Origin of the sequence: Rhodoblastus sp., assembly GCF_052145335.1 — a bacterium.
In the GTDB taxonomy this organism is placed as follows: Bacteria; Pseudomonadota; Alphaproteobacteria; order Rhizobiales; family Beijerinckiaceae; genus Rhodoblastus.
Window position 1 is genome coordinate 1 of record NZ_JBKQOU010000371.1, and the last position, 11,549, is coordinate 11,549.

Consider the following 11,549-nt stretch of genomic DNA (forward strand, 5'->3'; position numbering starts at 1 on the left):
ATAGGCCGCCTGTCCCATGATCGTGGGGTTCAACCCCATGCGAGACAGGAGCTTTCGCGATGATCGACAATCCCAGCAGCCCGTTGCGCCAGCGCATGATCGAGGACATGACGGCGCGCCGCTTCACCGAGAAGGTGCAGAAGGATTACCTCCGCAACGTGCGCAACTTCGCCGTTTTTCTTGGCCGTTCGCCGGACGCCGCCACGGCTGAAGACGTTCGGCTCTATCAGCTGCATATGGCCAAGCAGTTCATCGGCGCGCCGACCATCAACGCCGCCGTCGCCGCGCTGCGCTTCTTCTTCAATGTCACGATCGAACGGCCGGACCTGGCCCGTCCTCTGACGGCCCTGCACCAGCCGCGCAGGGCGCCGGTCGTGCTGAGCGAGGAGGAAGTGGTCCGTCTTCTCGAAGCCGCGCCTGGCTTGAAGTACAAAGCCGCGTTCGGCGTCGCCTACGGCGCGGGATTGCGCGTCTCCGAGGTCGTGGCCCTGAAGGTGTCCGACATCGACAGCAAGCGCATGACCTTGCGGGTCGAACAGGGCAAGGGCCAACGGGACCGCTACGTCATGCTCTCGCCGCAACTGCTCGAATGGCTGCGCGACTGGTGGCGGGCGGCGCGGCCCCAGGCCTGGCTGTTTCCAGGGATGAACCCGGTCAACCCGATGTCGGCCCGTCAGTTGAGCCGCGTCGTGCGCGAAACGGCGCGAGAGGCCAGCATCGCCAAGCGCGTGTCGCCCCATACCCTGCGGCATAGCTTCGCCACCCATCTGCTCGAACGCAACGTCGATATCCGCGTGATCCAGGTTCTGCTCGGTCACGCCAAGCTGGAGACGACGGCGCTCTATACCCGCGTCGCCGTCAACACGATCCGCGACGTCACCAGCCCGCTGGAGCGTCTGTGCGTAAACCTGACAGGGCAAGCGCCGCCCGCCTGACGGCGACGCCATGGCGCGGCCTTCCCTGGAGGTCGCGGATGTCCTGCGCGTTCACGGCGCCGCCTATGCGCGCGCCCACGCAGGACATCTCAGCCTCGGCCAACTCAAGGTCATGTCGGCGATAACGGCCTGCCGCACAGCAGCGCTCGGCGGTCATGTCGCGCGCTGCGACGACTGCGGCCATGTCGAGATCGCCTACAACTCCTGCCGCAACCGCCACTGCCCCAAATGCCAGGGCGCGGCGGCGCGGCAGTGGCTCGCCGAACGACAGGCCGAGTTGCTGCCGGTCGCCTACTATCATGTCGTCTTCACCCTGCCGGCGCCGGTCGCGGCGATCGCGTTCCAGAACAAGGCCGCGATCTACGACCTCCTGTTCAAAGCCGCCGCCGAGACGTTGATCACCATCGCCGCCGACCCCAAGCATCTTGGCGCCCGCGTCGGCATCACCGCCGTGCTCCACACCTGGGGTTCGGCGATGACCCACCATCCGCACATTCACATGATCGTCCCCGGTGGCGGCCTGTCGCCGGACGGCGCCCGCTGGATCGCCTGCAAGCCCGGCTTCTTCCTGCCAGTGCGCGTGCTGTCGCGCCTGTTCCGCCGCCTGTTTCTCGAAGGACTCGCCGCGCTTCACCATGCCGGCCGCCTGGCCTTTTTCGGCGATCTCGCCGCGCTCGCCGGCAAGGAGGCCTTCGAGGCCGCTCTGGCTCCGCTGCGCCGAAGCGAATGGGTCGTTTACGCCAAGCGCCCCTTCGCCGGACCGGAAGCCGTCCTCGCCTATCTCTCGCGCTACACCCACCGCGTGGCGATCTCCAACAGCCGTCTCCTCAGCTTCCACGGCGGGAATGTCGCCTTTCGCTGGAAGGATTATCGCGCCCGCGGCAAGGCGCCCGGCAGAAGCTGGATCAAGTCCATGTCGCTGTCAGCGGACGAGTTCATCCGCCGTTTTCTCATGCACGTCCTGCCCAGCGGCTTCCACCGCATTCGCCACTACGGGCTGTTCGCCAGCCAGAGGCGCGCCGCAAATATCACTCGCCTGCGCCAACTCATTGCCAAGACCGAGGACGCCGAAAAACCTCAGTTCGACCTCGTCGCGACAACCCAAGCGCCGCAAACGATAACGCCAGATCCTTCCGAGGCGGCGGCGCTCAAAGCCTGCCCTTGTTGCGCTGGACGCATGCGCGTCGTCGAGACTTTTGCGCGCGGCGCGACGCCGCGCAGCTTCAAGACCGATTGCGCGGGGTTCGACACGTCATGACCAAAACCAAAGCCCGCCCGCACGCCGCCGGCATTACGTCGACGCCCAAAGGCGCCGGCCATGACGATCTCGTCGCATCAGCGCCCAAAATGCGAGAAACCGTGGGCCTCATCAAACTCAACGTCGCAACAGCCGCAATCGGCCGACGTCAAAATGCCCCGCGCCCATCCCTTCAAAAGCCTCTCGCCTGCGCGACAGCCCTCAGAACTGGGACGCCCCTTCCATAATCCCCATAGATCGCCGCCTGAACCATCAAGCCTCAACATCCCGCGGTTTCCTCCCATGGAGGCTTTCGGACGCCGGCCCGCCGGCGACACGCAGCATTCGTGATGGGCCGGCGACCGAAACCCTTCACATAAGCTGAAATTCAGTGCCGTCGAGATGAACCAGCGTCATCGTCGCGAAGCAGCCATTAAATGCGGATCCGACAATCGAAGACAATAATGTGTAAAGGGGGAGGATCAAGCTCCAGAGCAGAGTATGCACGTGCCTCGCAAACGCCAAATTCTCCAAAACTGTGTCGCCAGCCCTTGATCCATTAAACATGGCGCTTTTTCGTCAAGCGTGACTGACCGTTATGCGCCGCCGCAATGCGGCCAGCGGCGCGCCATCGTCGAAGACGACGCCGCCTCCGGGCGCAAGGGCGACGCCGAAGCGTCGGAACAGCGCGGGAAGGTCGGGCGCAACGCGATGGGCTGCGAAGTCGCGGTACAGAGTCTGCAATGCGTTTGCGCCTGTGCCGTCGTCGCCAACGGCGACCATTTTTCCCGGCGTCCAGACGACCGTGTTGCCGCCGCTTTGGCGATTGATCCGTCTCAGCGCGTCGCGTAGCGTCCCGTGGCCGTTGGTTTGGGAATAGATCGCGTCCTCGGCCATCAGCCAAAAAATCGCTCCGCCCCAGTAGAGCCGTCCCCAGTCTGTGGTCCCGTCCATGCCGCTGTCCTCGGCGGCGGGCTGGCCTTGGGGCATGCCGAGCACCGCCTCGCGCCAGGCCTCCGTGGCTGGAATATTGCCAATCATGGCGCGGGCGATCGGTTCGACATAAGTTGCGTTGCCTTCCTGCAGCCAAAGCGCGCGCGGCGGCAAATTGGGCAGGGCGGTATGGGTCATCTCATGGACGAGAACCCAATCCCGGGCGCATGCCTCGCGTGTGACGCCGGCGCCGACCTCGACGCGGGAAAATGATCCGGCAAAGCCCCAGGTCGCGCCGGTCACGATCTTCTCGCCCGGCGAAGTCACGATCAGCAGGCTGTAATGGGGAACAGGAAATCGCCCGAAATAGGCAGTGACCGCCTCGGCGGCTTCGCGAACCCATCCGATGGCGACGTTCTGATCGAGACCGGGCGCCCCGTCGGCGAAGACGACGCGCAACTCGGCGGCGCCAATCGACAGGCGAATGCTTTTCTGATCGCGCAAGGCGGCGAAAACGTCGCCCGGCGAACGATAGGCGCTCGAGCGTGCGGCGCTCTGCCGCGTCGCGGCCGCTAGCGCCGCGCTCCCGAGCCCAAGTAAAGCTGCGCGGCGGTGAATCAATTGCGCATCCCTGAACCGATCTTGGGCGTCTTAGCGCGAAAGCGTGACGACCTTGCGGCGAACGCGCGCGGAATTAACGCGTTACAGGAAGTCGCCGCCCTCCCCGCCACATCCCCGCTGCGCGACGATGACTAACCACCTCGCCCGCTGCGTCGACGCCGTGAACTTGAAAAGCCGATCTTGCAATGTCCAGACCGATCGTAATCACCTGACCTATGGCTCGCTCTCCCATTCTCTCAACAGGAGCATATGCTCCCGCGGAGTTGGAGAGCCGTCCACAGCATCAGAATCGGAAGTACGGCGCCACCGGAACGAACTCCGAATGGGGTTCATCGTCGCCCCCTCGTCGGCGATGACGAAGATTCGGCAAATTGCGCCCTTCGTCAGACTTGAACGGTTTCGCTCCGACGCGGCACGACCAGCTTCGCCGTGAAAACTTGCGCCACTTCGCCGCGCTGATTGCGCGTTTCGCTGCGCAAGGTGATCGTTCCGCGATCGGGTCGCGACCGGGATGGCTTGACCTCCAGCACTTCGCTTTCAACACGAAGCACATCGCCGGGTCTTGTCGGTTTTGGCCAGGCGATCTCGCCTCCCGCCCCGATGAGGCCGCCGGCGATGCTGGCGCCGTTGCCGACCAAAAGCTTCATGGTGATCGCCGCGACATGCCACCCGCTCGCCGCCAGACCGCCAAAAAACGTATCCTCTGCGGTCTGCTCGTCGAGATGGAAAGGCTGCGGATCGAACTGGGCGGCGAAAGCCTTAATTTGATCGGAGTCCAGGACATGCGTCGCGCTGACGAAACGCTGGCCGACGGAAATGTCTTCCAGAAAGAGTGCGCTTTGATCGGCCAGAGTCATGATCCATCCTCCTGTTTCAACCTGTTTCCCAAGGCGTCAATGAGCGCCCTCCGCTCCCGCCGCGGCATTCACTTTTCTTGCAAAAAGCAGCAGCACGGCCGCAAGTCCAAGCAGCGCGCCGATGATCGCGAACGTGTCGCCGAAAGCCATGATCAGCGCCTGACGCTTGACGATTCCGCCGATCGCGCCGATCGCCTGCTGGCGGGCGACATCGGCGCCGGCGGCTCCGTGCGCCAGGAAATAATGGGTCAGATCATCGAGTCTCTGGCGCACTTCGTCGCGGTAAAGCGTCACCGACTGGCCGATGATGTTGGAGTGAAACTGTTCGCGTTTGGTCAGGATGGTGGCGAGCGTCGCCGTGCCCACCGCGCCGCCGAGATTGCGCAGCATGTTTGAGAGGCCGGAGGCCGAGCCGGCTTCGCTCGGCGAAATGCCGCCGGTGACGATGGCGCTGATCGGCGTCAGCATCAGCGCCTGGCCGATAGCGCGCACGATGTTCGGCGCCAGGAACTGATCGCCGGAGGAATCAAGCGACAGAGTCACGTTCATGAAGCAACTCGCGGCGAAAATGACGAGGCCGGCGAAGGCGATATAGCGCGCATCGAAACGCTTCATCAGCATCGGCACGAAGGGGATCAGCAGGAGCTGCGGCAGTCCCGTCCATGCCAGAACCTTGCCGATCTGCTCGGCGTTGTAACGCTGCACCTGACCGAGATATTGCGGCAGAACATAGATCGTGCCGAACAAGGCGAAGCCCATCAGGACATTGACGACAACGCCCACGCCGAAATTGCGCCGCTTGAGCAGGCGCAGATTGACCAGCGGCTTTTTCACCGAAAGCTCGATGGCGACAAAAATCGACAGGAAGACGAGAGACACGATCGCCAGATCGAAGATGAATGACGAGGCGAACCAATCGTCCTTGTTGCCCTCCTCAAGCACGGTTTGCAGCGCCGAAAGCCCGATCGTCATGGTCACTATGCCCGCCCAGTCGCCTTCCCTGAGCAGATGGAGTTGCATCGGCTCGCGCTCCAGCGTCAAGGCCAGTGCAATCGCCATCACGATGCTCGGCGGCGTATTGACGTAGAAAATGGTCTGCCAGCCGTAATTCTCGGTCAGATAGCCGCCGATGGTCGGGCCGATCGCCGGGGCGAAAGTGACGGCGACGGCGAACATGGCGAAGCCGATGGGCTGCTGCGCTTTCGGCAGTTTGGTCAGCACGGCGGTGAAGGCCATCGGGATCAAAACGCCGCCGGCAAACCCTTGCAATCCGCGCCAAACAATCATCGAGCCGAGGTCATGGGCGAAGGAACAGCCGATCGAGAACAAGGCGAACAGGATCGTGCTCGCCAATATGTAACGGCGATAGGAAAAAACCCGGCTGAGGTAATCGGTGAGCGGAATGACGACGATTTCGCCGATCAGATAGGAGGTCGAAATCCAGGCGCCATTGTCGACGCCCGTCCCAATGCCGCCTTCGATGTTGAGCAGCGAGGCGTTGGTGATCTGGATGTTGAGGATCGCCATGAACGCGCCGATCATGGTTGCCAGAACGGCGATCCAGGAGGTCAGGCTCGCCTTTTCCGTCGGTGGCGCGACAAATGGAATAGCGCCGGAAGAGCTACCTGTTGCGACTTGCGCTATGCTCGACATGGCCTTGCTCCTAAACGCCGGGACCTCAGCTCTTGCGGTCCGCCGCAGTGGCGACCTGCGTCTTGCGGACTTTGGTGTCGATGGTGGGAGTGACCGACATGCCCGGACGCAACACCAGGGACAGCGGGCTGCCGGCGTCGAGCACGATCTTCACGGGGATGCGCTGCACGACTTTCGTGAAATTGCCGGTGGCGTTGTCGGGCGGCAGCAGCGCGAATTCCTGGCCGCTCGCCGGCGCCAGGCTGTCGACGCGACCCCGAAACACCTGGCCGGGGAACATGTCGACCGCAATTTCGACCGGCTGGCCGGGATGAACGTCGGTCAGCTGCGTCTCCTTGTAATTGGCGACGATGTAAGCGGCCTCGGTCGGCACCACCGACATCAGCTGGGCACCCGCCTGCACATATTGGCCAACGCGCAAAGTGCGGTTGCCGACCTCGCCATCCACTGGCGCGGCGATGATCGTATAGGAGAGGTTTAGTTCGGCCTGGTCGAGCCCCGCCTGCGCGCGGGCCAGACTCGCCTCGGCCTGCGCCAGCTCGGCTTTCAGCACGTCCAGCTGTTTGGTCGCGCTGGCGAGCGCCGCCGTGTCCCGCGTCACCGCGGCGTGGGAAGCAAGAACACGCGAATTCGCCTGCTGCGCATTTTGCACGCTGCCAAATCCCGTCTTCGCGAGATCCGAATAACGCTTGTCCTCCTGCTCGGCAAAAGTCTGGTTCGCCTGATCGGCCGCAATGGTCGCGTGGGCGCCGTCGATCGCCGACTGCTGCGCGTTGAGCGCCGCCTGCTTGTTGGCGATGGCGGCTTTGGCCGCCTCGACATCGGCTTTGGCCTGCTCGACCGCGACCTTGTAATCGCGATCGTCGATGCGGGCCAGAATCTGCCCTGCCTTGACGCGCTCATTGTCGCCGACCTGCACGGCAGAGATATAGCCCGCCACTTTCGGGGCGATGGTGGTGTTGTCCGCCTTGACATAGGCGTCGTCCGTCGCGACCTCGAAGCGACCGACCGTCCAATACTGCCGGCCGAAATAGACCGCCGCGGCCAGCGCTGCCGCGCCGACACCGACGAGAAGCATGCTTTTCAGCAGTTTTTTTATGCCGCCCCGTGCGGCGGGAGGGCCGGAAATCCCGATCCCGTTCAGGATAGCGTCAACTTCGCTTGCCTGGACCGATCCATCAAAGCTTTCAACATCTGCATGCTGCGTCATCGGACCACTCCCACCCTATCCAGGCGCCGGGACAATCGGCTTGCCGTTATTTAGGAAACCTGATAGTTTCCAAAATACGCCTCAACGTGGGGTTGTCAATTGGAATTTGGAAAATCATCATGGTCGAAATTGCAAACGAGCCATGTCGCGGTCGCGGCCGCCCGCAAACTCGCTCGGACGAGGCGACGCTAGGCCTGATTGTCCAGGCGGCGCGCGAGGAGTTTCAGGCGAACGGTTATGCCGGCGCGACGATGTGCGCGGTGGCGCAACGCGCCGGCGTTTCCACCAAGACGCTCTACCGGCTGACGCCGAACAAGGCGGATCTGTTCAAAAGCGTCATTTCCGAAAGAATCGAAAGATTCATGCTGGCGTTCGACGAGGAGGCGATCAGCGCCTTGGATATGGAATCGGCGCTGGAGCGGATCCTGGTCGCCTATGGACATCTGACGCTTGAAGGGGAGACGACGGCGATCATTCGCCTGGTGCTGAGCGAATGCGACCGGTTTCCGGAAATCGGAGGGAGCTTTTATGTGGGCGCCATGGGGCACGTCGCCGAAGCCATGGCGCGCTGGCTGAAGGAACAATGTCGAAAGGGATTGCTGGAGCTCGAAGACCATTATCTTGCCGCCGGAATGCTGCGCGGCATGATGATCATGGAGCCGCAACGCGCCGTCATGCTGGGGCAACGTGCGGCGCCAGACGCCGAAGAAATCGCCGCTCGGGCCAAGACCTGCGCCGCGCTGTTTCTGAAAGGCTGCAAGGTCGATCGTTCGTAGGGTGAATCGACTACAGCCTTTTCCGCTCCGATTGAATCGGAGCAGGGCTCTCGTTCTACGTTTTTACGCGTTTTCTTCGCGCGAACCGGTGCCCGCTACGCTTGAAAACGCTCTAGGTGGTCCGCCAAATACGACGCAAAGGCTGCATGGAATGCTAACCTAATCCTGCGAAAGTCTGCTTTGAACCCTGCCTTGACGGAGCGCGAAAGGTTGGCGACCGGCCGCTAATGGGATGGACCGGCTGCTCCCCCAACAGCGTTAGCTGCAGGACCAATATCAAGCCGGAGCAGACCCAATGGCCCACACAGATCAAAGAACTGCGGAAGACATTGCCGTTATCGGCGTCGACATCGGCAAGGATGGATGAAGTTCTCAGGATACCGCCGCATCAGGTTGATCAATTCAAGACTCGGCGGCTCGGTCGCGTGATGCGCGGCCTTGGCTGGGAAGGGCCGGTGACGCTGACGCTGCAGAACGGCCAAAAGGCCAAGGGCTATTGGCGCCTGACGGGCCGGCCCGATGAGCCACACGAGGGCGGTATTTAGCCCAAGGGGTGGAAACCGCTGGTAACCGTTATAACCGCGCCCCTAGGTAGGGCTATTTCCGAGCTTAGCCGCGCCGCGCGCCGCGCCATAACCCGCGCCGGGCGCGGTTACGACGGTTACCCGTTACGGCCGCGCGCGCCCGACCAGACATCGGTGATGCCGCCTGGCTAAATGTCCACGACGAGCGCTAAAAAAATGGGGTGGTTCAAGACGACCGCCGAGCTCCGTTAAGGATCATGATGAGACGGTCGTCAATCCTACGGGCCGATCGGCATCGTCTCCTTGCGGCGGAAAGCGGAAGTCGTTCAACCCCGGCAGCAATGGCGACTTGGTGTCAAATTGCAGGCGTTGGCGGAGACTTGCACCTGAATCTTGAATTTTGCACTCTACGTCGCAGCCTTCGAAGGCTTGGGAACCAAGAGAGATTTGAGAAGCTACGGAGATGGACGTAGCGAGTTGTGGAACGAGGCAATCAACCAATGGTCGCCACGGCGGACAACGGCCAAGCTATTCCTGAGCTGCAAGAGGACGGGCTTGCCGCCTGACTCTCCTGTCACCTGCCAAATCCCGGAAACAACGACAGCGTCATCAGAGAGGACGGTGACAGAAGCTGGGCTTACGCTTGACGCCTTCGCTCCCGGAAGCGCCTTAAATGCATTCGCAAAGTACTGGTGAATACCCTCTGGTGTGGTGATCAGATCAGTCGCTCGCGTACCCCAAAAAAGGGCGTCGGGGGTAAAGAGGCTGGCGACATCATCCGCGTTCGCCGAGGAAAAGTCGGCCAGGAACGTATCAAAAACTGCCTGTCCCTCTTCCTTCGCCCCTGCAAACGCGAGGGAGGGCAGACATAGTAGAATGGCGAGCATCAGCAGGCGGCGCATGGGCGGTTCCTTCTGTTCTTCTGGCCCGTATTCCCGGCATGGCCAATGATCCCGTTTTAAAGTCTAGACTGCTTCAAACAACGAAGGCAAGGATCGCAGATCGGAGTTGCGACGCCGATCTCTGCCGCCGGCCCCTCTAGGATCGTCAGCAACGAGCCGTTGGCGGCCAACGCAGATCGGTAGGAACCGGCGGATTGCAGTCATTCGATCAAGTCACGACAACACGCGCTCTCAGATAACCAAGGAGGCTGCACGTTTATGAGTAAATTCCGAAGCTGTTTCTGACGCCGATATGCGTGCTATCGACTCGCGTAATAGTAATTCGTTCTTTTTCGGCCCGCGATGGTTCAAGGCCAACGCGGATCCCAGCAGCGGGAGACGCAATATGGACAAGAGAATTGCTGGCTTGACCGGAACTTTTGTGACCATGTTTGACGATTCCCAATTTTCCAAGCCGAATTCACCGGTCGGTTTGCAACTTTGACTTCAATCGATTGTTGAAAGCGAAGGTTATTACGCCAATGGCTATTGGGAATTGAAGGAGCAATACGCTACCACACGCGCTGCTGGAGTTTCGGGCTAGGTTCCAGCTAACCCGCGCTTTAGGCCTGCCAACCGGAAGTCTGGCCCAAGAGGGAAATTCGATGACGAGTGATAATGCCGATAGGGTAGAAGCTCTGCTCGATACGGCGAATCTTGCTGAGGCGCTGGAAAGTGACCGGTTCAAGCAGTTCCTTGACCATGCGCCGGTTGCTGTCGCCGTCTCGGAACTCCACCCTTCTGAGATAGTCACCTATGCCAATCACGAATTCTCGCGGCTGACGGGTCTGCCAGTTGCCGAAATTGAGGGTAGGAGTTGGAGAGCATTGCCGGGGATCGCTGCCTCCGTCGACGACGACCGCTTGCTGCGCGATGCCGTGAAAGACGATGCGGAATATATCGGTGAATTCACAATCGAGCTAAAAGCAGGATCGGTAAATGTGTCGGCCTGGTCCAACACGATTGAGGACGAAACCGGAAAGCCGATATTCCGTCTTGTCGCTTTGGCGAACGTGGCTGGGCATGGCCCTGGCGGCAATGCGCGGGCAAAAACATTGAAAGACAAAGACGTACTTCTTCGGGAGCTTCAACACCGCGTCAAAAACAATCTGCAAATGATTACCGCCTTGATCCGGTTGGAGGCGCGCAATGTGCCCGACGACGCAACTGGAGAACGCTTCGATAGGCTTGCTGGCAGGATCCACGCGCTGGCTGTTTTGTACGATGCGCTTGCGCAAGAGAATGCCAACGACACTGTCGACCTTGGCGCCTATCTCGGACAGATCGCAACCGCGGTCATGCAGGCGCACGCCGTCGAAGGCGTTCGTCTGGACATGAAACTCGATACTTGGCCCGTATCGGTGAACGTGGCCATGCCCGCTGGACTTGTCGTGAACGAGCTGCTGACCAATGCCCTCAAACACGCCTTTGCGGGTCGTGAAGGAGGCGTCATCAAACTTCATGGCTTAATCGACGATTACGGCTGCCACATTATGATCGCCGACGATGGCGTTGGTTTGCGCGATGGCGCGATCTGGCCGAAGCCTGGAAAGCTCGGCGCGATCATGGTCCAGTCACTGAAGCAAAACACTTCTGCGAAAGTCGCAGTGACGTCATCGCCAGGGAACGGCATGAGCGTGACCATATCGTTTGCGAAAGCGTCTTCCCATTCAAGCGAATAGCGCTCACTGGGACCCTGGTGGGCGGACAATCGATCCGACGAGGGCCTGGCCGGCTTCCGCGCACGCATACGACAATGGCCGTTTCGAGCCGATTCCTGGTAAGCGTCCGGTGACGGTGCCTTTGGGTTTGCCGGGCTTTGGCTGAAGTTACGACGTTAATTCCGTGATTAATGACGTGAC

General features: G+C 61.3%; 10 protein-coding genes. 5 read left to right on the forward strand and 5 right to left on the reverse strand.

From position 1 onward, the window contains the following. Positions 1-59: 59 nt before the first annotated feature. Both ACLP2E_RS22010 and ACLP2E_RS22015 read left to right on the forward strand, forming a co-directional pair. The gene (locus ACLP2E_RS22010) at positions 60-935 is read left to right on the forward strand and encodes a tyrosine-type recombinase/integrase (protein ID WP_442461609.1); all 876 of its coding nucleotides are present in this window, start codon (positions 60-62) and stop codon (positions 933-935) included. 10 nt (positions 936-945) lie between these two features. After that, entirely contained in the window at positions 946-2,193 is a 1,248-nt protein-coding gene (locus ACLP2E_RS22015) for an IS91 family transposase (RefSeq protein WP_442461610.1), read from the forward strand. A 558-nt stretch (positions 2,194-2,751) separates the two neighbouring features. Here ACLP2E_RS22015 and ACLP2E_RS22020 read toward each other — a convergent pair. The 4 genes from ACLP2E_RS22020 to ACLP2E_RS22035 all read right to left on the reverse strand — a co-directional run bounded on the left by ACLP2E_RS22020 (position 2,752) and on the right by ACLP2E_RS22035 (position 7,446). Further along, positions 2,752-3,726, reverse strand: a complete 975-nt coding sequence (locus ACLP2E_RS22020; protein ID WP_442461611.1) for a hypothetical protein — start codon at positions 3,724-3,726, stop codon at positions 2,752-2,754. Positions 3,727-4,109: 383 nt separating this feature from the next. Then, on the reverse strand, positions 4,110-4,583 hold the full coding sequence (locus tag ACLP2E_RS22025; RefSeq protein WP_442467129.1) for a MaoC family dehydratase: 474 nt from the start codon (positions 4,581-4,583) through the stop codon (positions 4,110-4,112). 36 nt (positions 4,584-4,619) lie between these two features. Beyond that, positions 4,620-6,236, reverse strand: coding sequence for a DHA2 family efflux MFS transporter permease subunit (locus tag ACLP2E_RS22030; protein WP_442467130.1), 1,617 nt, complete (start codon positions 6,234-6,236; stop codon positions 4,620-4,622). A 25-nt stretch (positions 6,237-6,261) separates the two neighbouring features. Continuing rightward, complete coding sequence (locus tag ACLP2E_RS22035; protein ID WP_442467131.1) at positions 6,262-7,446, reverse strand: HlyD family secretion protein; 1,185 nt, start codon at positions 7,444-7,446, stop codon at positions 6,262-6,264. 119 nt (positions 7,447-7,565) lie between these two features. Between ACLP2E_RS22035 and ACLP2E_RS22040 the strand changes: the two genes are divergently transcribed. After that, complete coding sequence (locus tag ACLP2E_RS22040; protein ID WP_442467132.1) at positions 7,566-8,222, forward strand: TetR/AcrR family transcriptional regulator; 657 nt, start codon at positions 7,566-7,568, stop codon at positions 8,220-8,222. 227 nt (positions 8,223-8,449) lie between these two features. Next, positions 8,450-8,767, forward strand: coding sequence for a hypothetical protein (locus ACLP2E_RS22045; RefSeq protein ID WP_442467133.1), 318 nt, complete (start codon positions 8,450-8,452; stop codon positions 8,765-8,767). Between the two features lie 434 nt (positions 8,768-9,201). Here ACLP2E_RS22045 and ACLP2E_RS22050 read toward each other — a convergent pair whose 3' ends face one another. Next, entirely contained in the window at positions 9,202-9,648 is a 447-nt protein-coding gene (locus tag ACLP2E_RS22050; RefSeq protein WP_442467134.1) for an SgcJ/EcaC family oxidoreductase, read from the reverse strand. A 644-nt stretch (positions 9,649-10,292) separates the two neighbouring features. Between ACLP2E_RS22050 and ACLP2E_RS22055 the strand changes: the two genes are divergently transcribed. Beyond that, positions 10,293-11,369 (forward strand): sensor histidine kinase, encoded by a 1,077-nt coding sequence (locus tag ACLP2E_RS22055; RefSeq protein WP_442467135.1) that lies wholly within the window; start codon positions 10,293-10,295, stop codon positions 11,367-11,369. Positions 11,370-11,549: the final 180 nt, after the last annotated feature.

Coding starts and splice junctions, on each gene's coding strand:
- ACLP2E_RS22010 (WP_442461609.1), top strand. CDS start 60: ATGATCGACAATCCCAGCAGCCCGTTGCGCCAGCGCATGATCGAGGAC.
- ACLP2E_RS22015 (WP_442461610.1), top strand. CDS start 946: ATGGCGCGGCCTTCCCTGGAGGTCGCGGATGTCCTGCGCGTTCACGGC.
- ACLP2E_RS22025 (WP_442467129.1), bottom strand. CDS start 4,583: ATGACTCTGGCCGATCAAAGCGCACTCTTTCTGGAAGACATTTCCGTC.
- ACLP2E_RS22030 (WP_442467130.1), bottom strand. CDS start 6,236: ATGTCGAGCATAGCGCAAGTCGCAACAGGTAGCTCTTCCGGCGCTATT.
- ACLP2E_RS22035 (WP_442467131.1), bottom strand. CDS start 7,446: ATGACGCAGCATGCAGATGTTGAAAGCTTTGATGGATCGGTCCAGGCA.
- ACLP2E_RS22040 (WP_442467132.1), top strand. CDS start 7,566: ATGGTCGAAATTGCAAACGAGCCATGTCGCGGTCGCGGCCGCCCGCAA.
- ACLP2E_RS22045 (WP_442467133.1), top strand. CDS start 8,450: ATGGGATGGACCGGCTGCTCCCCCAACAGCGTTAGCTGCAGGACCAAT.
- ACLP2E_RS22050 (WP_442467134.1), bottom strand. CDS start 9,648: ATGCGCCGCCTGCTGATGCTCGCCATTCTACTATGTCTGCCCTCCCTC.
- ACLP2E_RS22055 (WP_442467135.1), top strand. CDS start 10,293: ATGACGAGTGATAATGCCGATAGGGTAGAAGCTCTGCTCGATACGGCG.